The sequence below is a fragment of the Virgisporangium aurantiacum genome, assembly GCF_016863635.1.
GTDB classification, from domain to species: Bacteria; Actinomycetota; Actinomycetes; order Mycobacteriales; family Micromonosporaceae; genus Virgisporangium; species Virgisporangium aurantiacum.
In genome coordinates this window covers 1-23964 of sequence record NZ_BOPG01000019.1, presented here as the reverse complement: position 1 = coordinate 23964, position 23964 = coordinate 1, and the positions used below count along the sequence as shown (strand labels likewise).

Below are 23964 nucleotides of genomic sequence, written 5' to 3'. Positions count from 1 at the left end.
GCTCGTCCGGTCGTACCCTGCCCGATCGGGCGGAGCGGAGGTCGATTCAGTCCGTGATCGGACTCTTGCCGTCATCGATGCGGTGGCGGAGCCAGCGGGCGGCGGCCGCGCCCAGGCGGCGCTTGGCGGCCGCGATGGGTTCCAGGCCGGGCGGCATCGTCGCCAGCCCGCCGGAGACGAGGAAGCCGGCGTGCGCGGCGAGCACCGCGTCGACGTCACCCGGCGGGACGCCGGCGGCTCCCGAATCGGCGCGGCGGCGCAGCGCCGCTTCGGGGTCGAGGCCGTCGGCGGCGGCGCTCGACAGGACGGTCACCAGGTCGACGACGGGCGCACCGAGCCGGGCGTGCGGCCAGTCGACGACGACCACCCGGTCGGGCGTCAGCAGGATGTTGTGCGGATACAGGTCGCCGTGGACGAGCGAGTCGCCGCAGGCCGTGTCGAGGCCGGCGCGTTCGAGGTCGGTGAGCCGCTTCAGGTTCGCCGCCGCCCACGGGTCGTGCGGCGCGAGGCGGTCGGCCGTCAGCGTGGCCCAGCCGCCGAGCCGGGGATGGTCGCGGTCGAGCGGCACCGCGGGCCGGCCGAGGTCGGCGGTGGCGGCGAGCACACGGCCGAGCGCGTCGGGCGTCCACGGCTCCGGGGTGACGCCGTCGACGTCCTCGAACGCGAGCACGATCCACCGCTCGTCGTCGAGCGCGCCGCGGAACCGGGGCGCGGGCGCACCATTCGGCAGAGCCGCGTTGACGCGTGCCTCGGCCCGGTACGCGGCGACCTCGTGCGGCCACCGCCGGGCGTCGATCGCCTTGACGAAGACCCGCCCGCCGTCGGCGAGCGTGAGGCGGGACGCGAACCCCGGCGAGAACCCGCCCGCGCAGGATCGGGCGTCGACGACCCGACCACCGGCCAGTCGCTCGATTTCCGTGCGGAGGGCGGGCCTCAACGCGTCCCATAAGGGTCTTGCCATCTAGGCGGGCGGCCGTTCCATCACCCAGACCTGGAGCGGGCCGGCCGTGAGTTCGCCCACGACCTCGAAACCGGCGCGGCGGTAGATGTCGACGTTGCCCGGGTTGCTCGTTTCCAGCACGGCGGGCAGGCCGTCGTCGGCGGCGCGGCGCAGGCCGTCGGCGATCAGGGCGCGGCCCCAGCGACGGCCCTTGTGGTCGGGGTGGGTGCCGAGCACGCCGAGGTACCAGAACGGGTGGTCGGGGAGTCCATTGTGGACGGTGTGGTCGTAGGCGTCGATCCGGGCGCGCGCGTCGGCGGGCAGGTCGTCGAGCGGGTCGCCGCCGGGCGGTTCCGCCGCGCCGTTCGCCGGTGTGTCCCACATCGCGACCGACAGACCCGGACCGATGGTCCAGACGGTGCGCGCGGCGACGCGCTTGTCGAAGAGGCGCCCGAAGAACGCGGTGGCGTACCGCGGGTAGGTGTCGTCGTCGGGGAAGAGGTGGCGCAGAACGGGATCGGCCGCGAAGGCCGCCACGAGCGAGTCCAGCACCCGCTTGCGGTCGGCCGGCCCGGCCAGGCTGATCGTGTCGGTCACCTCCCGACCCTATCCACGTGACCCCAGTACAGGCGGGTGGGGTTGTCGACGAGGAGCTTGTGGCGCGACTCCTCCGACGGCGCGATGCGGGGCACCAGGTCGAGCAGCAGCCCGTCGTCGGGCATGTGGCTCTTCATGTTGGGGTGCGGCCAGTCGGTGCCCCACAGCACCCGGTCGGGGAACCGTTCCACCACCGTGCGGGCGAACGGCAGCACGTCGGCGTACTCCGGCGGCCCGCTGACGGTCAGCCGTTCCGGGCAGCCCACCTTGCTCCAGACGTTGTCGTGTTCGGCCATGAATCGGAGGAAGAGGTCGAACTCGGCCGGTTTGGTGACGTCGGGGCGGCCCATGTGGTCGACCACCACCGGGCATGGGAACGACGTGAACAGGTCCCGGTTCGGCGCGAGGTCGGCGGCCTCGAAGTAGATGACGACGTGCCAGCCGAACTCCGCGACGCGGTCGACGAGTTCGCGGTAGTACGCGGCGGGCTTCGGGTCCACCAGTCGACGCACGAAGTTGAACCGGATGCCGCGCACGCCCGCGTCGTGCAGGTCGGCCAGTTCCGCGCGGGAGACGCCGGGCCGGATCGTCGCCACCCCGCGGGCCCGGTCGCCCGCCGCCCGTAGCGCGTCGACCAGGGCCGCGTTGTCGGCGCCGTGGCACGTCGCCTGCACGATGACCTGGCGGTCGAAGCCGAGGAAGTCGCGCAGTGCGAACAGGTCGCTCTTGCCGGCGTCGGTGGGCGTGTACTTGCGCTCGGGCGCGTACGGGAACGCGTCGCCGGGTCCGAACACGTGGCAGTGCGCGTCGACCGCGCCGGGCGGCGGCGTGTACGCCGGCTTCGACGGGGACGGGTGGTAGGGCAGCCACCCGGCGTCGGGCGTGAAGGTCATCGTCCCCTCGCTTTTAGGTGGGCGTCGAGTCGGGGATAGACGCGCCGGGCGTTGCCGCTGAACACTTTCGCGCGGTCGGCGTCGGCCAGGGCGAGCGCGTCGACGTAGCGTTTGGTGTCGTCGAAATGGTGACCCGTCGTCGGGTCGACGCCGCGCACCGCGCCGACCATCTCCGACCCGAACAGGATGTTGTCGACGTCGATCACCGTGGCCAGCAGGTCGATCCCGGGCTGGTGGTAGACGCAGGTGTCGAAGAAGACGTTGCGCATCACGTGCGTGTCGAGCGGTGGCTTGCGCAGCATGTCGGCGAGGCCGCGGTACCGCCCCCAGTGGTACGGAACGGCACCGCCGCCGTGCGGGATCACCAGCCGCAGGCCGGGGAAGTCGGCGAACAGGTCGCCCTGGATCAGTTGCATGAACGCGGTGGTGTCGGCGTTGATGTAGTGCGCGCCGGTGGCGTGGAACACCGGGTTGCAGCTCGCCGAGACGTGCACCATCGCCGGCACGTCGTGCGTCACCATCGCCTCGTACATGGGGTACCAGTAGCGGTCGGTCAGCGGGGGAGAGGTCCACCGGCCGCCGCTGGGGTCGGGGTTCAGGTTGAGACCCACGAACCCCATCGACACACATCGTTCGAGCTCGGCGATCGCGGCGTCGAGCGGCGCGCCGGCGACCTGCGGCAGTTGGCAGACCCCGACGAACGTGTCGGGGAACAGGTGCACCACGCGGGCGATCAGGTCGTTGCACGCCCGGGCCCACGCGATGCCGGTGGCGAGGTCGCCCTCGTGGTGGGCCATCGCCGACGCCCGCGGCGAGAAAATGGTCATGTCGGCGCCGCGCTCGGTGAGCAGCCGCAACTGGTTCGTCTCGATGGACTCGCGGATCTCGTCGTCGGGGATGTGCGGGTAGTCCGGCGGCTCGGAGCTGTTCAGCAGGCGCGCCCGCCATTCGGTGTGCGCGGCGGGCGCCGTCGTGTAGTGGCCGTGGCAGTCGATGATCATTCGGGCTCCTCCATCGCCGCCCGCACGGCGTCGATCATCGCGAACGTCGCGTTCGCGTCGGCCGCATCCGGGAAGCGGGCGGCCCACGCCTGGCGCGCGGCGGTCGCGGTCGACATCAACGGTTCCACGCCGGCCTCCGCGACGGTCGCCGCGGCCTCGGTCATCTCCTCGGCGCGGCGCCGGCCGTGCTGCAGCGAGCGCGACACGAAGTACCCGGCGATCGCCTCCCAGTCGGCCGGTGGCAACAGGTCCGACAGCGACGCGAGCACCTCGCGCTCGACGCCGTAGCTCCGGGCGGCGAGCAGCGACTCGGTGAACAACGCCTCCAGACCCTTGGTGAGCACCGACCGGCACAGCTTGGTCGCGGCCGCGCGGCCGACGGTGTCGGACGCGACGCTCACCCCCGAGAGCCCCCACGCTTCCGCCACCGCGGCGAAGTCGGCGGCATGCGGGCCACCGAGGAGAAATGGTGACGCCAATCGGCGCGGCCCGATCGGCGACATCAGTGCCGCTTCCACGTAGCGGCCACCCGCACCGTCGATGACCCGTGCCGCCTCGGTCTTGTGACCGGGCGAACTGGAGTTCAGATCGAAGTACCAGGCACCGCCGCGGATCCCGGCCGCCACCGCGACCGCGGCGTCGACGCAGTTGGCCGCGGTGACCGCGCTGATGACGAGGTCGGCGCCGCCGACAGCGTCCGGCGCGGAGGCGGCGACGGTGATCCCGAGCTCGGCGGCGTTCCGGGACGCCGCGCTGTCGGGCCGGTCGAACGCGGTGTCCCATGTGGACAGTTCACATCCGTGTAGGTCCTCGGCGAAGGTTCGGCCGACCTCGCCGAGCCCGACGAGCGTGACGCGACTCACGGCCCCTCCCACACCGACGACGGAACCATGACCTCGCCGCGCATCAGGAGCCGCGCCGTGCGCAGCAACGCCGCCCGCCGCACGGTCGGCCCGTCGGTTCCGGCGGTCACGTCGAGCGTCACGGTGAAGAACCCGGTCGGATGCTCGACCTCGACGTCCACGCCGCCGCCTTGTGCCGCGACGCCAGCCGCGACGCCAGCCGCGATGCCGGCGGCGATGCCGGTTGCGATGTCGGCCGCGACCGATCCCGGCAGCAGGCACGCGGTCGCGACAGACACGGCGCCGAGCACGCCGATCGCCTCGTGCACCCGGTGCGGGATCAGCGTGCGCGTGCCGATAGCGCCACCGGCGACCGGCGGCGACAGCAGGCTCATCTTCGGCACGGTCCGGTCGGTCACGTCGCCGAGGTTCATCAGCGGGCCGGCCGCGAGCCGGATCGCCTCGACGCGCGCCAGCACGTCGGCGCGCGCCTCGATCTGGGCCGGCGACTCGGCACCCGTGAGCCCGACGTCCGCGGCCGCGAGGCACACCACCGGCATCCCGTTGTCGACACAGGTGACCCGCACGCCCTCGACGACGTCGACGACGTTGCCGGTCGGCAGCAGCGCGCCGCACGACGATCCGGCGATGTCGGCGAACTCCACCGGGATCGGCGCGTGGCTGCCGGGCACCCCGTCGATGCGCGCGGTGCCCTCGTAGGAGACCGAACCGCCGGGCGTCGAGACGACGGCGGTGGCGAGCGTCGACGTGTTGCGCATCCAGATGCGCACCGGCGTGACGCCGTCGCCGGCCTCGACCATGCCGTGCTCGATCGCGAACGGCCCGACCGCGGCGAGCATGTTGCCGCAGTTCTGGTTGTCGGAGACCTCCGGCCGGTCCGGCCACACCTGGAGGAACAGGTACTCCACGTCGGCGTCGGGCCGGTCGGACGGCGAGACCACCGCGACCTTCGACGTGAGCGGGTGCGCGCCGCCCAGGCCGTCGATCTCGCGCGGGTCGGGCGAGCCCATCGCCGCGAGGAGCACCGCGTCGCGGGTGGCCCGGTCGGCGGGCAGGTCGCGTTCGCGAAACACCAGCCCCTTCGACGTGCCACCCCGCATGACGTCACACGGAACACCGGTCATATGTACCGCAACCCTTTCGCGGCAAGCCTTTCGCGCATCCCGTAGATGTCGAGGCCGAGTTCGCCGGCCGCGAGCCGGGCCCGCGTCGACGCCTCCTTCTCCTCGCGCCGGCGGCCGGCGTCGAGGACGGTCTCCGCGTCGGCGCAGGGGACCGCGACCACGCCGTCGTCGTCGGCCACGATCACGTCGCCGGGCCGGATCGGCACGCCCGCGCACACGATCGGCGTCCCCACGTCGCCGGGCGTCTCCTTGACCGTGCCCTGCGCGCAGATCGCCTTCGCCCACACCGGGAAGCGCATCTCGGTGAGCGCGGCGACGTCGCGCACGCCGGCGTCGATCACCAGCCCGCGGACGCCGTGCGTGCGCAGGCTGAGCGCGAGCAGGTCGCCGAGGTAACCGTCGTCGCACGGGCTGGTCGGCGTCACCACCAGGACGTCGCCGGGCCGCGCCTGTTCGACCGCCACGTGGATCGTCCAGTTGTCGCCGGGCGCGACGGTGCACGTCAGCGCGTTGCCGGCGACGGCGGCCGGCCGGTAGATCGGGCGCAACCGGTGGTGCAGCAGGCCGGTGCGGCCCTGCGCCTCGTGGACGGTCGCGGTGCCGAGAGCGCCCAGCGCGTCGACGACGGAGAGATCGGTGCGGGGCGTGTTGCGGACGACGACAGGCATGGAACACCTCCAGCTCAGAGGATCTTAGATGACGCACACCCGGTGCAAGATCGGGTACCGTCACTCCCGTGCTGGTGGAACTGGCGATCGGTGACGCGTACGGTGCCGGCTTCGAGTACGCGCCCGAGCAGGTCGTGCGGGCGCACAACGACCTGTCCGGGTACATCGAGCACCCGACGCACGAGATTCCCGCCGGTCACTACACCGACGACACCCAGATGAGCCTCGCGATCGCCGAGGCGCTCGTCGACGGGCTGGACTGGACCCCGCGCGTCCTCGCCGCGAAGTTCGTCGAGGTGTTCCGGCGCGATCCGCGGTCCGGCTACGCCGGCGGCTTCCAGCGCTTCCTGGAGAGCGTCGCCGACGGTGACGAGTTCCTGGCCCGCATCCGCCCGCACAGCGACAAGAGCGGGGCGGCGATGCGCGCCTGCCCGGTGGGCGTCCTCCCCGATCTCGACGAGGTGCTCGCCCGTACGCGCGTGCAGGCGGCGATCACCCACGACACGCCCGCCGGCATCGCCGCCGCCTGCGCCGCCGCGCTGATGCCGCACTACTTCCGCTACGACCTGGGCCCGCGCGCCGACCTCGGCCGGTTCCTGACCGAGCACGTGCCGGATGCCGGATCTGCCCGGAATTGGGCGACGCCGTGGACCGGCGCCGTCGGCGCGCCGGGCTGGATGAGCGTGCGGGCGGCGGTGACGGCCGTGACCGCCGGCAGCAGCATGAGCGACGTGCTGCGGCGCTGCGTCGACTTCACCGGTGACGTCGACACCGTCGCCACGATCGCGCTGGCCGCCGGGTCGTGCGCGGCCGACCTGCCGCAGGACCTCCCCGACCACCTGCTCGCCGGCCTGGAGACGGGCACCTACGGGCGCGGATACCTCGAGGCGCTCGACGCGCGTCTGCGCGCTCTCTGAGCGTCACCTCGCGGTCGTCAAGATTGCGAAACGATTGCGAAACAAGCAGAGACGATTGCTTTTGATGTTCCTCTACGACTCCAATTTGTCTGCTGCCCCAACTTTTTAACGTTCTAGCGGCGTCCCCGCCGCCCGCTCCGCTGGAGGTTCGGATGTCACGCTGGCTCCGTCACCGGTCCCCGTCGCCGTCCGAGGTCGGCTTTCCGCTGGGCCGCCGGGCCCTGCTGCGTGGTGCCGGCGCGATGGGCGCCCTCGCCGCGGTTCCGACGTTGGCCGCCTGCGGTGACGACGACGACGGCGGCGCCGACGAGGGCTCGGGCGCCGGTGAGGTCACGTTCGGGTCCAACGAGGTCGGGTCGACGTTCGCCAAGCAGCGCAAGGCCGCCGTCGACGACTTCCAGAGCAAGAACTCCGGGATCACGGTCAAGCTGAACGAGATCGACCACAACTCGTTCCAGGAGAACATCAACAACTACCTGCAGGGCAACCCGGACGACGTGTTCAGCTGGTTCGCCGGGTACCGCATGCAGTTCTTCGCTCGCCGCAAGCTCATCGGCGACGTCAGCGACGTCTGGCCGCTGGAAGGCGTCTCCGACGCGTTCAAGACCGCGTCGACCGGCGAGGACGGCAAGCAGTACTTCGTGCCGCAGTCGTACTACCCGTGGGCGGTCTTCTACCGCAAGAGCCTGTTCGCCGAGCGCAACTACGCCATCCCGAAGACGCTCGACGAGCTGTACGCCCTCGCCGACAAGATGAAGAAGGACGGCCTGACGCCGTTCGCGTTCGCCGACAAGGACGGCTGGCCCGCGATGGGCACGTTCGACATCCTCAACATGCGCATCAACGGCTACCAGTTCCACATCGACCTGATGGCCGGCAAGAAGTCGTGGGAGGGCGCGGAGGTCAAGAAGGTCTTCCAGACCTGGAAGACGCTGCTGGAGTACCACCAGCCCGACTCGCTGGGCCGCACCTGGCAGGAGGCCGCGCAGGGCCTGCACCAGAAGAAGAGCGGCATGTACATGTTCGGCACGTTCATCATCGACCAGATCCCGCAGGCCGACCGCGAGGACATCGACCTGTTCAACTTCCCGGAGATCGACTCGAAGATCGGCGCCAGCGCGATCGACGCGCCGATCGACGGCTTCTGCATGGCCGCCAAGCCGAAGAACAAGGCCGGCGCCAAGAAGTTCCTGAAGTACCTGGCGAGCACCGACGCGTCCCAGCAGGCCAGCAACCTCGGCGAGCCGTTCATCGCGTCGAACTCGAAGGCCGACACGGCGAAGTACACGACGCTGCAGAAGAAGTCGGCCGAGCTGGTGAGCCAGGCCAAGAACATCGCCCAGTTCCTCGACCGCGACACCCGGCCCGACTTCGCGTCGACCGTGATGATCCCGGCGCTCCAGGAGTTCATCAAGTCGCCCGGCAACGCCGACTCGATCCTGAAGAGCATCGAGAGCCAGAAGAAGACGATCTTCGTCGACTAGACCATGGCTGAGATCCTCCCCGAACCGGCGCCGGGTAAGAACCGGCGCCGGCTTCGCAAGCTGACCGGGGGCGACCGCGTCGTCGTCTCGTTCATGGTCGGCGTCCCGTTGACGTTCGTCGTTTTGCTGGTGTGGCTGCCGGCGCTCGCGTCGGTGATCCTGTCGTTCTCCCGCTGGGAGGGGTTCGGCGGCCTCGACGAGATCGACTGGATCGGCGTCGAGAACTACAAGAACATCGCCACCAACTACCCGCCGTTCTGGCCGGCGATGTGGCACAACCTGATCTGGGTCGGGTTCCTGTTCCTGTTCCCGACGCCGCTGGGCATGTTCCTGGCCGTGCTCGTCGACCGGCAGATGCGCTTCTCGCGGTTCTACCAGACGGCGTTCTACCTGCCGGTCATCCTGTCGCTGGCGCTGACCGGCTTCATCTGGCAGCTCATCTACTCGCGCGACCAGGGCCTGCTGAACGCCGTGCTGGGTACCGAGATCGACTGGTACGGCGACCCGGACGTGAACCTGTGGGCGGTGCTGGTCGCCACCTCGTGGAAGCACACCGGCTACATCATGCTGATCTACCTGGCCGGGCTGAAGGCCGTCGACCCCGTGCTGCGGGAAGCGGCCACAGTGGACGGTGCCAGCGAGGGACGCGCGTTCTTCTCGGTCATCTTCCCGGTGCTGCGCCCGATCAACCTGATCGTGCTGGTGATCACGATCATCGAGTCGCTGCGGGCGTTCGACATCGTGTGGATCGTCAACAAGGGGCGCAACGGGTTGGAGGTCATCGCGGCGCTCGTCGTGCAGAACATCGTCGGTGAGGCCAGCCGCGTCGGGTTCGGGTCGGCGCTGGCGACGATCATGCTCGTCATCTCGTCGGCGTACGTGGTGATCCACCTGCGGGCAACCATGAAAGGGGACCGCGGGTGAACCGGAAACCCACCCGGCCGCAGCGGATCGTGCTGCACGTCTTTCTCGCGTCGATGGCGATCCTGTGGCTGATGCCGTTGCTGTGGGGCGCGTTCAACTCGTTCCGCGACTACGAGTACACCGCCGAGCACGGCTACTTCTCGTTCGGCGGGTTCTCGCTCGACAACTACTCCGACGCGTGGGAGCGGGCCGAGTTCGGCGAGAAGTTCCTCAACTCCGTCTACATCACGGTTCCCGCCGTGCTGCTGACGCTGTTCCTGTCGGCGTGCGTGGCGTTCGTGCTGGCGCGGTTCAGCTTCAAACTGAACATCCCGCTGCTCGGCGTGTTCGTGGCGGCGAACCTGCTGCCGCCGCAGGCGCTGCTGATCCCGGTGTACAAGGCGTTCAACGAGATTCCGCTGCCGGAATGGCTGAACTCCGACGGGGAGCTGCTGAACAGCTACCTCGGGCTGATCCTGGTGAACACCGCGTTCCAGATCGGTTTCTGCGCGCTGGTGCTGAGCAACTACATGAAGACGATTCCGCACGAGCTCTACGAGTCGGCGGCCGTCGACGGTGCGAGCGTCGCCCGCCAGTTCTTCCAGCTGACGCTGCCGCTGATCCGGCCGGCACTCGCCGCGCTGGGCACGTTGCAGGTCACCTGGATCTACAACGAGTTCTTCTGGGCCACCGCCCTGCTGAGCGACGGCGACAAGTTCCCGATCACCAGTTCGCTGAACAACCTGCGGGGCCAGTTCTTCACGGACTACAACCTGCTGTCGGCCGGGTCCATCATCGTGGCGCTGCCGACGCTGCTGGTGTTCCTGATCCTGCAACGCCAGTTCGTGGCCGGCCTGACCCTGGGTTCCACCAAGGGCTAGGAACATCGACCGGCACCGTTACCGCTCCGCGGAAACAACCAAAGGGCGATCGACCGACGTGTCAACCACCGCCTCCGGCGGTCGACGGGTCAGGTGTACGCGCCGCCCGCCGACCGTGTCGACCGCCTGGAGGACCCCCCATGACCAGGTACACCGTCCCGCACGCCGATCCCCGTCGGCGCGCCGACGTGCTGACCGCCGAGGGGGCGCCGGAGGCCCCGACGGCGTCGCGGTGGTCGCCGGCCGAGCTGTTGCCGCCGGGATGCCCGCGGTCGCCGGTGATCGTCCCGGCGGCGGACCGTGGCATACCGGTGGTGTCGATCATCCGGGGTGCCGCCAGCGACCGGTGATGACAGTGAGTCCCACTCCCTGTGACGGGCGGGGCGGATGAAACTCGCGTGACCGGCAACCGTCCCGCGCCGGCCGGCGTCGAAGGCACGTGGACACATTGCTGGGCGTGCTGGTGTTGCTCGTGGTGGCGCTGCTCGGATACGTCACGGGCCGTCGCTTCCCGCATCCGGGCGGATGGATCAGCGGCCGGCGCGGTCGTTTCCGCGCGGCCGTGGTCCGGCCGCCGGGACCGTGGCGCTGGCGGTCACGGCTGTTGTTCGTGGTCGGCGCGCTCGCCGCCACGGCGCCGGTGTGGCCGATCGTCCAGCCGGGCGATCCCGTCGCGGACGAGCTGCTGGAGCCGGCCGAGGTCGCCGTGATCGTCCCCGTGGTCCTGGTGTTCCCGGTCGCCTGGGCCCTGCTGGGCCGGTCCAGGCCGTTTGCCTGGCGCGTGGCCGTCGTGGTCGCCGCGTGTGTCGCCGGGTGGTCGTTGTGGACGGTGATGTCCGGGAGTTACGGCACCCCGCCCACCATCGACGACGGGCTGCGCTGGTACCTGGTGGGGACGGGCGTCGTCGTCGGGTCCGCCACCGCGGTCGAGTCGTGGCGCCGGCCGCGGGAACTGCCGACCACGCGCCGGGTGGCGGGCGCGCTCGTGTGGACGATCGGCGTGGCCGCCGCCGTGGCGGTACCGGTCGTCGGCGACGAACGGCTGCCGCCGCGCGACGCGATCCTGCCGCTGCCACCGGCCACCACGGTCGTCCAGGAGGAGGCGCGGTGCGCCCTGCCCGAGAACTTCGGCTTCGGCCCCCGCACCTGTTTCCGCCAGTTCACGGTTGCCGCCACCGACGCGGCGGACGTGCGGGAGCTGGCCCGGCGGCTCGGTGACCATCTGCGGCGCGCCAAGGGCTGGCCGGCCACCGGGTACGACGCGTCCACCGCCGGATTTCCCTGCCGGCGGACCGGCTGGCTCAACCCCTACGAACTGTGCCTGGAACTACGGTCCGACGAGTCGACCGGGACGGTGACGCTCCGGCTCGCGTACTACAACGGACGGGATCGCGTCATCTATTGACGCCGTTCCCGGCGGAATCGGCTGCCCGGGCGACCTGCTCGATCGTCGCGCGTCGTGCCGCCCAGAAGTCCGCGTCGTGCCGCTTCCGGGCCATGCTCTCCGCGTCCGCCCCCACGGCTCCGTCGACCTCCTCGCGGAGGATGTCCGCGTGGCCGGCGTGCCGGCTGGTCTCGGCGAGCATGTGGACCAGGACGTCGAACAGCTTCACCTCGGGATCCGGCCACCACTCCACGTGGCCGGGAGCATCGAGGGCAAGGGCGTCGATCGTCGCGTCGCTGTGCTCCCGCACCCGCCGGTACCGGTCGATGACGTCCGCGCGGGACTCGTGCTCGGTCGCCCACATGGTGGCCAGGCGCTCGGATTCGACGTCCCAGCGGGGCAGCGGCTCGGGGAAGGGACGGTCGAAGACCGCGCCGAAGTACCTGGCTTCCCAGATCGCCAGGTGCTTGATCAGGCCCAGCAGGTTGGTTCCGGTCATCGTCAGCGGGCGGCGGGCGTCGTATTCGGAGAGCCCGTCGACCTTGGCGAGCACGGCCTGGCGTACATCCTTCAGGTAGTCGTGCAGATACGTCTTCATGAAGTCGTCTGCCATGGGAGAGGACCCTGCCACACGCGGCTGGTGGCATCAACAGCGATGATTCACATCATGGAAGCGGAGTTGAGCCCCGCCCGGGCCGCGGACTACGACGAGATCGTCGCCGTCGTCGACGACTGGTGGGGACGCGCGGTCGCCGGCCTGTTGCCCCGCCTCTTCCTCGACCATTTCCACCGCACCAGCCTGGTGGCGCGCGACGACGACGGCGCGCTCGCCGGCTTCCTCATCGGCATGCTCTCGCCGTCGCAACCCGGCCGCGCCTACATCCACTTCGTCGGCGTCACGCCCGCCGCTCGTGGCCGCGGGCTCGGCCGCCGCCTCTACGAGGAGTTCTTCGCGCTGGCCCGCGCGGCCGGGTCCAGCGGGGTCGGTGCGATCACCGCACCGGTGAACGCCGGTTCGATCGCCTTTCACCGGAGCATGGGGTTCTCGGTGACGGGGCCGGTCGTGGGGTACGACGGGCCCGGCAAGGACATGATGGTCTTCGACCGGGCCCTCTGAGCGGATTGTCCTCACACGATTTCGACAAGGTTCGGGTGTTGAGTGCGGCGATGCGTAGGGGAGTCGCACTGGGTCTCGTGGGCGTGCTGGTGCTGGCCGTCGGTGCGTGCGGGCGCGACCGCGCGCCGGACCCGACGCCGTCGAACGGAGCCGCGGGCAGGGTCGCGGAGTACACGGTGACCGTCGACGGGCGGGACCGGCACTACCGGGCCTACACGCCGGCCGGTGATACCGCGGGCAGACCGGTGGTCGTCTTCCTGCACGGCGGGGGCGGGACCGGCGAACTGTTCGAGCGGGTCTCGCACCTGGACCGCGTCGCCGACGAGGGCGGCTTCGTGGTCGTCTACCCGGACGGGAGCGGCCGCCTCGGGGACAAGCTTCTCACCTGGAATGCCGGCGACTGCTGCGCCTACGCGAAGGACCGGAACATCGACGACGTCGCGTTCGTGGGCGCGCTCATCGACGACGTGACGGCGCGCCTCGGTACGGGCGCGGTGTTCGTCACCGGATTCTCCAACGGCGCCATGATGACGTACCGCCTCGGCTGCGAACTCGCCGACCGGATCGCGGCGATCGCGGTGGTCTCCGGTGCGATGAACCTCGACACGTGCCGGCCCGAGCGGAAGCTCCCGGTGCTCATCATGCACGGCACCGCCGACACGGCCGTCCCCTACGACGGCGGACCGAGCAGCGACGAGTTCCCCACCGCCGGCACCTGGACCAACCGGTCGGTGCGGTACGCGGTCGACTTCTGGACGGCGCACAACGCCTGCGCGGGGCCGCCGGTGGAGACGAAGGACCAGGAGGTGACGCGGACCGCGTACACGTGCGAGAAGGCCGTGATCCTCTACACGATCGAGGGTGGCGGCCACGGCTGGCCGGGCGGCGCGAAGGCCCGCCCCAACGCCGTCGAGCCGACCCCGCCGCGCCCCGACGCGAGCCGCGTCGTCTGGGACTTCTTCAAGGCACAGCTCTAAGCGGACTCGCGCACCACGAGTTCGGTCGGCAGGATCACCGCGGCCGGAGCCTCACCGTCGATCTGGGCGAGCAGCAGGCGCACCATCTCGGCGCTGATGCGCTCCAGCGGATGGCGGATCGTCGTGATCGACGGCTGTGACGTGACCGCGATTCCCGAGTCGTCGAAGCCGCCGAGGGCGACGTCGTCGGGGACCCGGCGGCCGGCCTGCCGCAGCGCCGACAACGCACCGGCGGCCATCAGGTCGGACGCGGCGAACACGGCGTCGACGTCGGGGGCCTGTGCCAGCAGCGCGGTCATGGCGTCGGCGCCGGCCGCCCGCGTGTAGTCGCCCTGTGCGACGAGCGTCTCGTCGAAGGAGGAGCCGAGGACGTCGCGGTAGCCGGCCAGCCGGTCGACGCCGCCGGACGTGTCGAGCGGGCCGGTGATGATGCCGATCCGCCGGCGTCCGATCGATCGCAGGTATCCGACCATCTGCCGGGCGCCGTCGCGGTCGTCGGCCGCGACATACGCGATGTCGCGTTCGAATCCGAGCGGACGCCCGCAGGCGACCAGCGGCAGCCCGCGCGCCCGCAGCTCGGCCAGCAGCGGGTTGCCCGAGTGGGTCGACACCAGCAGCGCGCCGTCGACGTGCCCGGCGGACAGGTAGCGGCCGACGCGCTTGCGGTCGTCGTCGGTGCCGGCGAGCGCCAGCAGCAACGTGATGTCGTGCTTCGCCAGCGCCCGCGCGCAGAAGTGCAGCAGTACGTTGAAGTTCGGGTCTTCGAACAGCCGTTCCTGCGGCTCGGTGAGGATGAACGCCACCGACTGCGAGCGCTGCGTGCGCAGGCTGCGGGCGTGCTGGTTGGCGACGTAGCCGGTCTTGGCCACGGCCCGCCGCACCGCCTCGGCGGCCGAGACGCTCACGTTGTGGCCGCCGTTCAGCGCCCGCGAGACGGTGCCGCGGGACACGCCCGCGGCCGCCGCCACGTCGTCGATGGTCGGGCGGGGACGGATACCTCTGGGCACCCCGTCATTCTCCATGAGGACTCAGCTTTTCACCGAGCCGGAGATCAGGTCGACCCGCCAGTACCGCTGCAACGCCAGGAACAGCGCCACCAACGGGACGATCGACAGCAGCGCGCCGGCGATCACCTGCGAGTAGAGCACGGGCTGGTCGGCGCCCTGCGACAGCAACAGGTGCAGCCCCACCGTCAGCGGGAACTTCGTGTCGTCGCTCAGCATCACGAACGGCAGCATGAAGTTGTTCCAGATCGCCACGAACTGGAACAGGAACACCGTCACCAGACCCGGCCGCATGACGGGCAGCGCGACCGACCAGAAGACCCGGAACTCCGTGGCGCCGTCGGTGCGGGCGGCCTCGACGAGCGAGTCCGGTACGGCCGCGTCGGCGTACACGCGGGAGAGGTAGATGCCGTACGGGCTGATGATGCTGGGCAGCAGCACCGACCAGTAGGTGCCGGCGAGGCCGAGCTTGGCGAGCAGGAGGTACTGCGGGATCGCGAGCACGATCGCCGGCATCAGCACGCCGGCCAGCAGCGTGTTGAACACGATCGCCTTGCCGGGGAACCGGAACTTCGACAGCGTGTACCCGCTCAGCCCGGAGACGAACGCCGACACCGCCGCGCCCACGCCGGCGTACAGCGCGGTGTTGGCCATCCAGCGCCAGAACAGGCCGTCGCGGTACGCCGAGAGGTCGGCGATGTTCTCGAACAGCGACCAGCCCGGCGCGAACGTGAACGTGTCGAACAGGTCGTTCTTGTTCTTGGTCGCGGCGACGAGCACCCAGGCGACCGGCACCAGACAGTAGACGGCGCCCAGCAGCAGCACCGCCGTGGGCACCAGTCCGATGCGCCGCGGTCCCGACGTCCGGCGCACCGCGTCCACAGTGGACGCGGTGTCGGACCGGGAGAGGAGCGCGGTCACCGCTCACCCCCGAACGCCCGCCGGCCGAACAGCCGCAGGAACGTGAACGACAGCAGCAGCGTCGCGAGGGCGAGCACCAGCGACGTGGCGGCGGCGCTGTAGTGGTCGCCGATCACGAACGCGTCCCGGTAGATCTTCATCAGCGGCGTCCACGTCGACGGGATGGAGTTGGTGAGCGGTTTGAGGATCATCGGCTCGGCGAACACCTGGATGGTCGCGATGATGGAGAAGAAGCCGGTCATCACGAGCGCCGGCGTCAGCATCGGAATCTTGATGCGCAGCGCGAGACGCAGTTCCGTGCACCCGTCGATCCGCGCGGACTCGTAGATCTCGGGCGGCACCGCGCGCAGCGCCGTGTAGAGGACCATCATGTTGAACCCGGTGCCGCCCCAGACCGCCACGTTGGCGACCGAGAACAGCAGGACGTTGCCGCCCAGCAGATCCAGGTCGCCCAACGGGAACGGGCTGACCGACGGGAGATACAGGAACCCCCACAACATCCCGCCGATCAGCGCCGGCACCGCGAACGGCAGGAAGATGGAGACGCGCGCGAAGCGCCGCATCCGGGCCGACGGCGTGTCGAGCAGCAGCGCGAACAGCAGCGCCAGCCCGAGCATCACCGGCACGACGACCGCGCCGTACCCGAGCACCCGCAGCAGGCTCCCGCTGAACTCGGGATCGCTCAGGGCGTCCCGGAAGTTCCGCCACCCCGCGAAGACCTCGTGCCGCGCGTCGGCGCCCAACCCGAGCCCCTCCACCTTTACCTGGCGGAAGCTCAAATAGGCGGTGTACCCGATCGGCACGACGATGAACGCGGTGAACAGGACGATCGCGGGGGACAGGAACAGGTACGGCGTGGTCGTCGTTCTCTTCATGGGTATCAGCCGGCCAGCTTGAAGCCGCTCTTGCGCATGTCGGCGACGGTCGCCTCCTGCATCGCGTCGACGGCCGGGCCGAACGGCGACTTCGCGGCGGCGGCCTTGCCGAACGCGTCCTTGTAGGTCGAGTACGTCACGTTGACGTTCGGACCCCACACGAACGGCGCCGCGGTCTCGGCGATCGCCTTGGCGTCGACGTAGAACGACTCCTGCTGCGCGAAGAACGCGGGCGGCTGCTTCAGCGCCGGACCGTTCTGCGCGTCGCGCGCCGCCGGGTAGATGCCGCTCTCCTTGACGAGCGTGGTGGTGGCCGCCGGGTCGGTGTTCATCCAGACGGCGAACTTCGCCGCCTCCGCCTTGTGCTTGGAGCTCCGGGTGACGCCGGTGGACGACCCGCCCCAGTTGCCGGTGCGGTTCTCGCCGGCCGACCACTGCGGCAGCGGGGCCATCGTCCACAGTCCCTTGGTGCCGGGGGCGTTGCCGGTGAGCACGCCGGGCGCCCAGATCGCGCTGGGCCAGGCGAGCAGGGTGCCGTCGCTGAGCGCCTTGTTCCACTCGGGCGTGTACATCGGCTTGTTGTCGACCACGCCGCGGGCCACCAGGTCGCTCCAGTAGCCGGCCACCTTCTTCGTGGCGGCGTCGTTCACGGTGACCGACCACGTGTCGCCGCTGTAGCCCCACCACTTGCCGCCGGCCTGTTGGGTGAGACCGGTGAACCAGCCCGGGTCGTTGGCGGAGAACGTGGTGAGGTACTTCGACGGGTCCTTCGCGCGCAGCGCGGCGGCGGTGGCGGCGAACTCGTCCCAGGTCTTCGGCACGGTGAGGCCGTACTTGGCGAACAGGTCGTGGCGGTAGTAGAGCATCATCGGACCGGAGTCCTGCGGGACGGCGTACACGAGGTTGCCGCCCAGCGTCACCTGGCCCCAGACGCCGTCGGCGAACTTGCTCTTGGCGTCACCGACGTACTTCGAGATGTCGGTGAGCACGTTGTTGCTGACGAGCGTCGGCAGCACCTGGTACTCGGCCTGCGCCAGGTCGGGCGCCTCGTTCGCCTTCGCGGCCGTGAGCAGCTTGGTGAGCATCTCGTCGCCGCCGGCCTGCTTGTTGAACGTCACCTTGATGTCGGGGTTGGCGGCGTTCCACTGGTCGACGACCTTCTCGATGTTGGGTGCCCAGGACCAGAACGTGAGTTCGACCGGGCCCTTGGCGCCGTCGTCGTCGTCGCCGCAGGCGGCGGTTCCGGTGAGTAAGAAGAGGCAGAAAACGGACGCAAGCAGGCGCGATCGCTTCATCGGTGCACTCCGTGGTGTGGGTGGCGGTGGAAGACGGGAGTGGCCGGACTGTGAACGTTTCCAGTCTTAAAATGCGCCGATCGTTGTGTCAATACCTTGCGCTCCGTCGATATGTGACCGCATCATCGGGAGCAGGACTGGGAACGCTCACAGCGGGAGTGATCAATGGGGCGGATCGCCTTCGGCGGGGACTACAACCCGGAGCAGTGGCCGGAGACGGTGTGGGCCGAGGACGTCGCGCTCATGCGCGAGGCCGGGGTCAACCTCGTCACCGTGGGTGTCTTCGCCTGGTCCCACCTCGAACCCCGGCCGGGCGAGTTCACGTTCGACTGGCTCGACCGCGTCCTCGACCTGTTGCACGGCGGCGGCGTCCGGGTCGATCTCGCGACGCCCACCGCCGCCCCGCCGCCGTGGCTCCTGCACCGCCACCCGGAGGCCCGTCCGGTGACGCGTACCGGAACCGTGCTCGGCGGCGGGGCCCGGCAGAGCTTCTGCCCGAGTTCCCCCGCGTACGCCACGGCCGTCAACCGGATCACCGGCGCGCTCGCCGACCGGTACGGCCGCCACCCGGCGGTGGCCATGTGGCACGTCAACAACGAGTACGGCAACGGCGTCGACGCCTGCTACTGCGACGGGTGCGCCGCGGCGTTCCGCACGTGGCTGCGCGCCCGGCACGGCGACGTCGACGCGTTGAACACCGCCTGGGGGACGTCGTTCTGGAGCCAGCGGTACACCTCCTTCGAGGAGATCACGCCGCCCCGGGCGAGCACGGCCGTGATCAACCCGGCGCAGGAACTCGACTACGCGCGCTTCGCGAGCGACCGGCACCTCGCCAACTACCGGCGGGAACGGGAGATCCTGCGGCGGCGGGCGCCGGACACGCCCGTCACCACGAACTTCATGCTCGCCAACTGCAAGTCGATCGACTACTGGAAGTGGGCCCGCGAGGTCGACGTGGTGGCCAACGACCACTACCTGCAGGCCGAACGCCCCGACAACCACATCGAACTGGCGATGTGCGCCGACCTGACGCGCGCGGTCGCCGGCGGTGCGCCGTGGATCCTCATGGAGCACTCGACGGGCGCGGTGAACTGGCAGCCGCGCAACATCGCCAAGCGCCCCGGCGAGCTGGCCCGCAACAGCCTGGCGCACCTCGCCCGGGGTGCCGACGCGCTGCTGTACTTCCAGTGGCGGGCGTCGCGGTTCGGCGCGGAGAAGTTCCACTCGGCGATGGTTCCGCACCAGGGCACCGACAGCCGGATCTGGCGCGAGGTGACGGCTCTCGGCGCCGATCTGTCCACACTGGACGAGCTGGTCGGCAGCCGGGTGCTCGCCGACGTCGCGGTGGTGTGGGACTGGGAGTCGTGGTGGGCGCTGGAACTCGACTCGCGCCCGTCGACCGACGTGCGGTACCGCGACCGGGTCGAGGCGTACTACGAGCGGCTGTGGCGGGCGCACCACACCGTCGACTTCACGCACCCGGAGGGCGACCTCGGCCGCTACCGCCTCGTGGTGGTGCCGAGCCTGTACCTCACCACGACAGCGGCGGCGAAGAACCTCGCCGACTTCGTCGCCGGCGGCGGCACGCTCGTCGTCTCGTACTTCTCCGGGATCGTCGACGCGACCGACACCGTGCACCCGGGCGGCCATCCCGGCGCGCTGCGTGACGTGCTCGGCGTGCGGGTGGAGGAGTTCCTGCCGCTGCGTTCCGGCGAGACCGTCCACGTCGGACAGTACACATCGGACATCTGGACGGAGGACCTCCGGCTGAACGGTGCCGAGGCAGTGCTGTCCTATGTGGACGGACCGGCGGCGCTGCAGCCGGCCGTCACCCGGCACCCGTACGGCGACGGGCACGCCTGGTACGTGTCCACCCGGCTCGACGCGGACGGCCTCGACGCCGTGCTCACCCTGGCGCTCGCCGACGCCGGGATCCCGCCGGTCACCGACATTCCCGACGGCGTCGAGGTGGTGCGCCGCACCGGCGAGCGCGGGTCGTACCTCGTCGCGATCAACCACGGCTCCGAGCCGGTGCGCCTGCCCGCGCCGGCCGGCCACGAACTGTTCACCGACCTCCCCTGCCCGGACGGGCTGCCGCTGCCCGGCGGCGCCGTTCGGGTACTGCGCGTGCTCTAGCTTTCCGTCGAAGGGATCCATGATGCGCAGACGAACGCTCCTCGCCTCGACGGCCGCAGCCGCCACTGCGGTCACCGCTTTCGGAACGCCAGCTGAGGCGGGTCCTCGCCGGTCGGGTAGGCGCCTCGCGTTGCGTGGCGCCGACATCTCGACGCTGAAGAAGAACCTCGACAAGGGCGCCGTCTACCGCGACGCGCGTGGGCGCCGCGCCGATCCGTTCGCGCTGCTCGCCGCCGGCGGCATGAACGCGGCCCGGCTGAAGGTCTGGGTGAACCCGGCCGACGGCTACAACTCCAAGGCGACCGTCCTCACGATGGCCCGGCGGGTGAAGGCCGCCGGCATGAAGCTGTTCATCGACTTCCACTACTCCGACGCGTGGGCCGACCCGGGCAAGCAGAACAAGCCCGCCGCGTGGGCGAACCTGCCGTTCCCGCAACTGCGCGACGCCGTGTACCGGCACACCGCCGACGTGCTCGGCGCGCTCAGGGCGCAGGGCACGCCGGCTGACCTCGTGCAGATCGGCAACGAGATCAACGGTGGAATGCTGTGGCCGGACGGCCGTTGGGACAACTGGCCGAACCTCGCCGCGTTGCTCACCGCCGGCAGCACCGCCGCGCGTTCGGCGTCGCCGCGCACGCGGGTGGTGCTGCATCTGGCCGAGGGCGGCAACAACGCGGGGCACCGGTGGTGGTTCGACAACGCCGTCTCGTACGGGGTGCCGTTCGACGTGATCGCGGTGTCGCACTACCTGTACTGGCACGGCACCGCGGACTCGCTCGCCGCCAACCTGAACGACCTTTCGGCGCGGTACGGCCGCGACATCATGGTCGCCGAGACCGCGTACGGGTTCACCACCGCCGAGGACGACTTCGAACCGCAGATCTTCACCGCGTCGTTGGCCGCGACGGCGGGCATTCCGGCGACGCCGGCCGGGCAGGTGACGGCGTTCCGCACGATCTGCGACATCGTGGCCGCGGTGCCGAACGGGCGCGGCATCGGCGTCTTCTACTGGGAGCCCACCTGGACGGCCGTGACCGGCGCCGGGTGGGACCCGGCGGACCCGGCCTCGGGCGACGGCTGGGAGAATCAGGCGTGGTTCGACTTCAACGACCGGGCGCTCCCGGCGCTGCAGGTGTACAACGCGTACCGCTGATCGTCCGCTCCGGCGACGTTCTCGACGGCGGGGCTGCCGGCTGGCTCGAGGGGCACGACGTGCTCGCGGTCGACGGTCGCGTCGTCGAGGTCGGTCGTGGACTGCGCGCTCCCGACGACGCGATCGTCCTGGACGCGCGCGGGCTGCGCGTCGTGCCCGGGCTGATCGACTGCCACGTGCACGTCAACGCCGCCACCGCCGACCTGGCATCGTTGAGCCGGTGGCCGGCGAGCTACACCACGGCGCACGCCGCGCGGCTCATGCGCGACATGCTGCACCGCGGCTTCACCACCGTGCGCGACACGGGTGGCGCCGACTTCGGGCTCGCCCGGGCACAGGCCGAGGGTCTGCTCGACGGGCCGCGGATCGTGTTCGGTGGCAAGGCGTTGAGCCAGACCGGCGGCCACGGCGACGGCCGCTCGTCCGGCGAGCAGGCGTACGAGGACCCGTGCCACCACCTCGGGTTGGGCCGCGTGGTCGACGGGGTCGACGCGGTGCGCGTCGCCGCCCGCGACGAACTGCGCAAGGGAGCTCACCACATCAAGGTGATGGCCGGCGGCGGAGTGGCGTCACCGACCGACCGCATCGACTCCACCCAGTACTCGATGGACGAACTGCGGGCGATCGTCGACGAGGCGCACGCCGCGAACCGGTACGTGGCCGCGCACGCCTACACCGCCCGCTCGGTGAACCGCGCGCTGGAGGCCGGGGTGCGCACCATCGAGCACGGCAACCTGATCGACGACCGCAGCGTGTCGCTCCTGCTGTCGTCCGGCGCCTTCCTGGTGCCGACGCTCGTGACGTACTGGGCGCTGCAGGACGAGGGCCGCACGTTCGGCCTGCCCGAGGACAGCTGGCGCAAGGTCGCCGAGGTGCTCGACGCCGGCCTCGGCGCGCTGGAGCGCGCGTTCCGCGCCGGCGTGCGCATCGCCTACGGTTCCGACCTGCTGGGCGGCATGCAGCGGCACCAGTCGCGGGAGTTCCGCATCCGGGCCGAGGTGCAGCCGCCCGCCGAGGTGCTGCGGTCGGCGACCACGGTGGCGGCGGATCTCCTCGGCATGGCCGGCGAGATCGGCGTCATCGCGCCGGGCGCGCACGCGGATCTGCTGCTGGTGGACGGCGATCCGCTGACCGACGCCGGTCCACTGTCCACACCGGACACCCACGTCCGCACGGTGGTACAGGCCGGCACGATCGTCGAACGCTAGGCAGAGGGCCGGAAGTCGTGTCCGTAACGCGCCTCCGCAACCCCGAGCCGCCGGATCGTGGAGGATGATCAGGCCCCCAACACTGATCATCCTCCACGATCTCGCGCCAGCTTGGATTACCACGCCAAAGCCAGGCAAACCCTGCGGCCTGCAGTTGTGGACAGAACCATCGATCGGGCGCTCAGGCAACCGAGGCGATTCCGGCCGGTTCGGGGCGGCGGCTTCCCCGCCCCGGACGCAGCGGCAGCCCGCGGACGAGGAGCAGCGCTCCGAACGTCAGCTCGAAAAGGCCGCCGGGTACGGACAGCGCGACCCCGACGGCATATCCCAGAATCTCCGCCACCGCACCGAGCGCGAGCACCGCGTACCCGACGAGTCCCCACATCGCGAGCCAGTACGGCACCAACCCGCCGCGCCGTAACGCCACGCAGAAGGGGATGCTGCCGATGCCCAGCGAGAGCATCGCCACCTGGTACGAGTAGTCGACCGCGGCGTCGGTGACCGGTGCCCGCAGCAGCACGAACACGACCCCGACGGCGAGCAGCAGCGCCTCACCGACGCGGCCGACCAGATACGGGACGGCGTCGGTGCCGAGCATGCGCAGCGCCAGCACGCCGATGGTGGCCACCGCGACGCAGTTGGCGACCATCAGCACCGCGCCGGCCTCGACCGTGGACGCCGATCCGGCCAACGCCGCGCCGCCCCCGTAGAGGACGAACGCGCTCAGGAACAACATGCCGATGACCCGCCCGATGGTTCTCGTGGACATGCCGACCCCCTCGTCCCGTACTTAGTACGGCAGGAGGTTACCGTACTAAGTACGGCGATTGCTAGAGTGATCGGCGACATGCCGAAACGTGACCCGTTGACCCGCGACCGTGTGCTGCGCGGCGCCGTCACGCTCGCCGACGCCCGCGGCATCGCCGCGCTCACCATCCGCTCGCTCGCCGACGGGCTCGGGGTCAAGCCGATGGCGGTCTACCACCACGTGGCGAGCAAGGAGGAGATCCTCGACGGCATCGTCGACCTGGTGTTCGGCGAGATCGGGGCCGGGATCGAACCGCCGGCGCCCGCCGACGGATGGCGGGACCAGGTGCGGCGCCGGGCGGCGTCGGCGCGGGACGTGCTGCGGCGCCACCCCTGGGCCGTCCCGTTGCTCGAATCGCGCACGGCGCCCGGCGCCGCGACGCTGCGGCACCACGACACGACGCTCGCCGTGCTGCGGCGGGCGGGGTTCCCGGTGGCACTGGCCGCGAACGCGTACGCGCTGCTCGACAGCTACGTGTACGGGTTCGTCATCCAGGAGGCGGCGTTGCCCTCCGACGATCCGGGCGGGGCGACGGCCGACATCATGGGATCGTTCCGGCCGGACGAGTACCCGCACCTCGTCGAGATGGCCGTGGAGCACATCATGAAACCCGGCTACACGTTCGGTGCCGGGTTCCACTTCGGTCTCGACCTGATTCTCGACGGACTGGAGCAGGCGCTCAAACGCGTTGCCCCGCCTTGACCGTCCGCCTACCGTGAGGCGGTGAATCGCGTCAACGAGCGGCTCTTCAACTGGGCCAGCATCATCGAGCCGGAGACCCTCAAGCAGGCGGAGGCGACGTCGTCGCTTCCGTT

Annotated in this window: 25 protein-coding genes; 12 read left to right on the top strand and 13 right to left on the bottom strand. The window is 70.5% G+C overall.

The window, feature by feature from the left end; all coding sequences use genetic code 11:
* Nucleotides 1-46: 46 nt before the first annotated feature.
* Genes Vau01_RS14940 through Vau01_RS14910 form a run of 7 tightly spaced genes read right to left on the bottom strand, consistent with a single transcriptional unit; the run spans nt 47 to nt 6086 of the window.
* Nucleotides 47-961, bottom strand: coding sequence for a phosphotransferase (locus tag Vau01_RS14940; protein WP_203992396.1), 915 nt, complete (start codon nt 959-961; stop codon nt 47-49).
* On the bottom strand, nt 962-1537 hold the full coding sequence (locus Vau01_RS14935; protein ID WP_203992393.1) for a GNAT family N-acetyltransferase: 576 nt from the start codon (nt 1535-1537) through the stop codon (nt 962-964). It abuts the gene before it with no gap.
* Entirely contained in the window at nt 1534-2430 is an 897-nt protein-coding gene (locus tag Vau01_RS14930) for an amidohydrolase family protein (protein WP_203992392.1), read from the bottom strand. The genes Vau01_RS14935 and Vau01_RS14930 overlap by 4 nt, the downstream gene beginning before the upstream one ends.
* Complete coding sequence (locus Vau01_RS14925) at nt 2427-3431, bottom strand: amidohydrolase family protein (RefSeq protein ID WP_203992389.1); 1005 nt, start codon at nt 3429-3431, stop codon at nt 2427-2429. Before Vau01_RS14925 ends, Vau01_RS14930 begins: the two co-directional genes overlap by 4 nt.
* A complete protein-coding gene (locus tag Vau01_RS14920) occupies nt 3428-4294 on the bottom strand; it encodes an NAD(P)-dependent oxidoreductase (protein ID WP_203992386.1) in 867 nt (288 codons plus the stop codon). Before Vau01_RS14920 ends, Vau01_RS14925 begins: the two co-directional genes overlap by 4 nt.
* Complete coding sequence (locus Vau01_RS14915; protein ID WP_203992383.1) at nt 4291-5418, bottom strand: 4-oxalomesaconate tautomerase; 1128 nt, start codon at nt 5416-5418, stop codon at nt 4291-4293. Before Vau01_RS14915 ends, Vau01_RS14920 begins: the two co-directional genes overlap by 4 nt.
* Nucleotides 5415-6086 (bottom strand): 4-carboxy-4-hydroxy-2-oxoadipate aldolase/oxaloacetate decarboxylase, encoded by a 672-nt coding sequence (locus Vau01_RS14910; protein ID WP_203992380.1) that lies wholly within the window; start codon nt 6084-6086, stop codon nt 5415-5417. Before Vau01_RS14910 ends, Vau01_RS14915 begins: the two co-directional genes overlap by 4 nt.
* A 68-nt stretch (nt 6087-6154) precedes the next feature.
* Here Vau01_RS14910 and Vau01_RS14905 point away from each other — a divergent pair, with 68 nt between their 5' ends.
* From Vau01_RS14905 to Vau01_RS14880, 6 genes are all read left to right on the top strand, one after another.
* Nucleotides 6155-7003 (top strand): ADP-ribosylglycohydrolase family protein, encoded by an 849-nt coding sequence (locus tag Vau01_RS14905; RefSeq protein WP_203992377.1) that lies wholly within the window; start codon nt 6155-6157, stop codon nt 7001-7003.
* Between the two features lie 152 nt (nt 7004-7155).
* A complete protein-coding gene (locus Vau01_RS14900; RefSeq protein WP_203992375.1) occupies nt 7156-8487 on the top strand; it encodes an ABC transporter substrate-binding protein in 1332 nt (443 codons plus the stop codon).
* Between the two features lie 3 nt (nt 8488-8490).
* A complete protein-coding gene (locus tag Vau01_RS14895) occupies nt 8491-9411 on the top strand; it encodes a carbohydrate ABC transporter permease (RefSeq protein ID WP_203992373.1) in 921 nt (306 codons plus the stop codon).
* Complete coding sequence (locus tag Vau01_RS14890; RefSeq protein WP_239151591.1) at nt 9408-10271, top strand: carbohydrate ABC transporter permease; 864 nt, start codon at nt 9408-9410, stop codon at nt 10269-10271. The genes Vau01_RS14895 and Vau01_RS14890 overlap by 4 nt, the downstream gene beginning before the upstream one ends.
* A gap of 140 nt (nt 10272-10411) precedes the next feature.
* Entirely contained in the window at nt 10412-10621 is a 210-nt protein-coding gene (locus Vau01_RS14885) for a hypothetical protein (RefSeq protein ID WP_203992371.1), read from the top strand.
* An 89-nt stretch (nt 10622-10710) separates the two neighbouring features.
* Nucleotides 10711-11676 (top strand): hypothetical protein, encoded by a 966-nt coding sequence (locus Vau01_RS14880; protein ID WP_203992369.1) that lies wholly within the window; start codon nt 10711-10713, stop codon nt 11674-11676.
* Here the strand turns inward: Vau01_RS14880 and Vau01_RS14875 are convergent.
* Nucleotides 11666-12268 carry a DinB family protein gene (locus Vau01_RS14875; protein WP_203992367.1) on the bottom strand — a complete coding sequence of 201 codons (603 nt, stop codon included), beginning with the start codon at nt 12266-12268 and terminating at the stop codon, nt 11666-11668. The two genes, Vau01_RS14880 and Vau01_RS14875, sit on opposite strands and share 11 nt — an antisense overlap.
* 54 nt (nt 12269-12322) lie before the next feature.
* Here Vau01_RS14875 and Vau01_RS14870 point away from each other — a divergent pair, with 54 nt between their 5' ends.
* Both Vau01_RS14870 and Vau01_RS14865 read left to right on the top strand, forming a co-directional pair.
* Nucleotides 12323-12772 (top strand): GNAT family N-acetyltransferase, encoded by a 450-nt coding sequence (locus Vau01_RS14870; RefSeq protein ID WP_203992365.1) that lies wholly within the window; start codon nt 12323-12325, stop codon nt 12770-12772.
* A 50-nt stretch (nt 12773-12822) separates the two neighbouring features.
* Nucleotides 12823-13749: an extracellular catalytic domain type 1 short-chain-length polyhydroxyalkanoate depolymerase gene (locus Vau01_RS14865; RefSeq protein WP_203992362.1), complete on the top strand. Its 927-nt coding sequence runs from the start codon at nt 12823-12825 to the stop codon at nt 13747-13749.
* On the opposite strand, the gene Vau01_RS14860 is transcribed toward Vau01_RS14865, so the two are convergent.
* From Vau01_RS14860 to Vau01_RS14845, 4 genes are read right to left on the bottom strand one after another with little or no spacing between them, the layout of a single operon-like run.
* Complete coding sequence (locus tag Vau01_RS14860) at nt 13746-14756, bottom strand: LacI family DNA-binding transcriptional regulator (protein WP_239151590.1); 1011 nt, start codon at nt 14754-14756, stop codon at nt 13746-13748. The two genes, Vau01_RS14865 and Vau01_RS14860, sit on opposite strands and share 4 nt — an antisense overlap.
* Nucleotides 14757-14777: 21 nt before the next feature.
* Nucleotides 14778-15674: a carbohydrate ABC transporter permease gene (locus tag Vau01_RS14855; RefSeq protein WP_239151588.1), complete on the bottom strand. Its 897-nt coding sequence runs from the start codon at nt 15672-15674 to the stop codon at nt 14778-14780.
* Nucleotides 15671-16549, bottom strand: coding sequence for a carbohydrate ABC transporter permease (locus Vau01_RS14850; RefSeq protein ID WP_203992356.1), 879 nt, complete (start codon nt 16547-16549; stop codon nt 15671-15673). The genes Vau01_RS14855 and Vau01_RS14850 overlap by 4 nt, the downstream gene beginning before the upstream one ends.
* 5 nt (nt 16550-16554) lie before the next feature.
* On the bottom strand, nt 16555-17844 hold the full coding sequence (locus tag Vau01_RS14845) for an ABC transporter substrate-binding protein (RefSeq protein WP_203992354.1): 1290 nt from the start codon (nt 17842-17844) through the stop codon (nt 16555-16557).
* Between the two features lie 165 nt (nt 17845-18009).
* Between Vau01_RS14845 and Vau01_RS14840 the strand changes: the two genes are divergently transcribed.
* The 3 genes from Vau01_RS14840 to Vau01_RS14830 are packed head-to-tail and all read left to right on the top strand — an operon-like array spanning nt 18010 to nt 22341.
* Nucleotides 18010-19980, top strand: a complete 1971-nt coding sequence (locus Vau01_RS14840; protein ID WP_203992351.1) for a beta-galactosidase — start codon at nt 18010-18012, stop codon at nt 19978-19980.
* 22 nt (nt 19981-20002) lie between these two features.
* Nucleotides 20003-21133, top strand: a complete 1131-nt coding sequence (locus Vau01_RS14835) for a glycoside hydrolase family 53 protein (protein ID WP_203992348.1) — start codon at nt 20003-20005, stop codon at nt 21131-21133.
* Nucleotides 21073-22341: a metal-dependent hydrolase family protein gene (locus tag Vau01_RS14830; protein WP_239151587.1), complete on the top strand. Its 1269-nt coding sequence runs from the start codon at nt 21073-21075 to the stop codon at nt 22339-22341. The genes Vau01_RS14835 and Vau01_RS14830 overlap by 61 nt, the downstream gene beginning before the upstream one ends.
* Nucleotides 22342-22522: 181 nt before the next feature.
* On the opposite strand, the gene Vau01_RS14825 is transcribed toward Vau01_RS14830, so the two are convergent.
* On the bottom strand, nt 22523-23110 hold the full coding sequence (locus Vau01_RS14825; RefSeq protein WP_203992346.1) for a DUF4386 family protein: 588 nt from the start codon (nt 23108-23110) through the stop codon (nt 22523-22525).
* A gap of 78 nt (nt 23111-23188) precedes the next feature.
* Between Vau01_RS14825 and Vau01_RS14820 the strand changes: the two genes are divergently transcribed.
* Complete coding sequence (locus Vau01_RS14820; protein ID WP_203992342.1) at nt 23189-23851, top strand: TetR/AcrR family transcriptional regulator; 663 nt, start codon at nt 23189-23191, stop codon at nt 23849-23851.
* The last annotated feature ends 113 nt before the right edge of the window (nt 23852-23964 follow it).

What these genes read in the sequence shown, in the direction of transcription:
- Vau01_RS14940 (WP_203992396.1), bottom strand. Translation starts at nt 961, where the DNA reads ATGGCAAGACCCTTATGGGACGCGTTGAGGCCCGCCCTCCGCACGGAA.
- Vau01_RS14930 (WP_203992392.1), bottom strand. Translation starts at nt 2,430, where the DNA reads ATGACCTTCACGCCCGACGCCGGGTGGCTGCCCTACCACCCGTCCCCG.
- Vau01_RS14925 (WP_203992389.1), bottom strand. Translation starts at nt 3,431, where the DNA reads ATGATCATCGACTGCCACGGCCACTACACGACGGCGCCCGCCGCGCAC.
- Vau01_RS14915 (WP_203992383.1), bottom strand. Translation starts at nt 5,418, where the DNA reads ATGACCGGTGTTCCGTGTGACGTCATGCGGGGTGGCACGTCGAAGGGG.
- Vau01_RS14910 (WP_203992380.1), bottom strand. Translation starts at nt 6,086, where the DNA reads ATGCCTGTCGTCGTCCGCAACACGCCCCGCACCGATCTCTCCGTCGTC.
- Vau01_RS14900 (WP_203992375.1), top strand. Translation starts at nt 7,156, where the DNA reads ATGTCACGCTGGCTCCGTCACCGGTCCCCGTCGCCGTCCGAGGTCGGC.
- Vau01_RS14895 (WP_203992373.1), top strand. Translation starts at nt 8,491, where the DNA reads ATGGCTGAGATCCTCCCCGAACCGGCGCCGGGTAAGAACCGGCGCCGG.
- Vau01_RS14885 (WP_203992371.1), top strand. Translation starts at nt 10,412, where the DNA reads ATGACCAGGTACACCGTCCCGCACGCCGATCCCCGTCGGCGCGCCGAC.
- Vau01_RS14875 (WP_203992367.1), bottom strand. Translation starts at nt 12,268, where the DNA reads ATGGCAGACGACTTCATGAAGACGTATCTGCACGACTACCTGAAGGAT.
- Vau01_RS14870 (WP_203992365.1), top strand. Translation starts at nt 12,323, where the DNA reads ATGGAAGCGGAGTTGAGCCCCGCCCGGGCCGCGGACTACGACGAGATC.
- Vau01_RS14865 (WP_203992362.1), top strand. Translation starts at nt 12,823, where the DNA reads ATGCGTAGGGGAGTCGCACTGGGTCTCGTGGGCGTGCTGGTGCTGGCC.
- Vau01_RS14850 (WP_203992356.1), bottom strand. Translation starts at nt 16,549, where the DNA reads ATGAAGAGAACGACGACCACGCCGTACCTGTTCCTGTCCCCCGCGATC.
- Vau01_RS14845 (WP_203992354.1), bottom strand. Translation starts at nt 17,844, where the DNA reads ATGAAGCGATCGCGCCTGCTTGCGTCCGTTTTCTGCCTCTTCTTACTC.
- Vau01_RS14840 (WP_203992351.1), top strand. Translation starts at nt 18,010, where the DNA reads ATGGGGCGGATCGCCTTCGGCGGGGACTACAACCCGGAGCAGTGGCCG.
- Vau01_RS14835 (WP_203992348.1), top strand. Translation starts at nt 20,003, where the DNA reads ATGCGCAGACGAACGCTCCTCGCCTCGACGGCCGCAGCCGCCACTGCG.
- Vau01_RS14825 (WP_203992346.1), bottom strand. Translation starts at nt 23,110, where the DNA reads ATGTCCACGAGAACCATCGGGCGGGTCATCGGCATGTTGTTCCTGAGC.
- Vau01_RS14820 (WP_203992342.1), top strand. Translation starts at nt 23,189, where the DNA reads ATGCCGAAACGTGACCCGTTGACCCGCGACCGTGTGCTGCGCGGCGCC.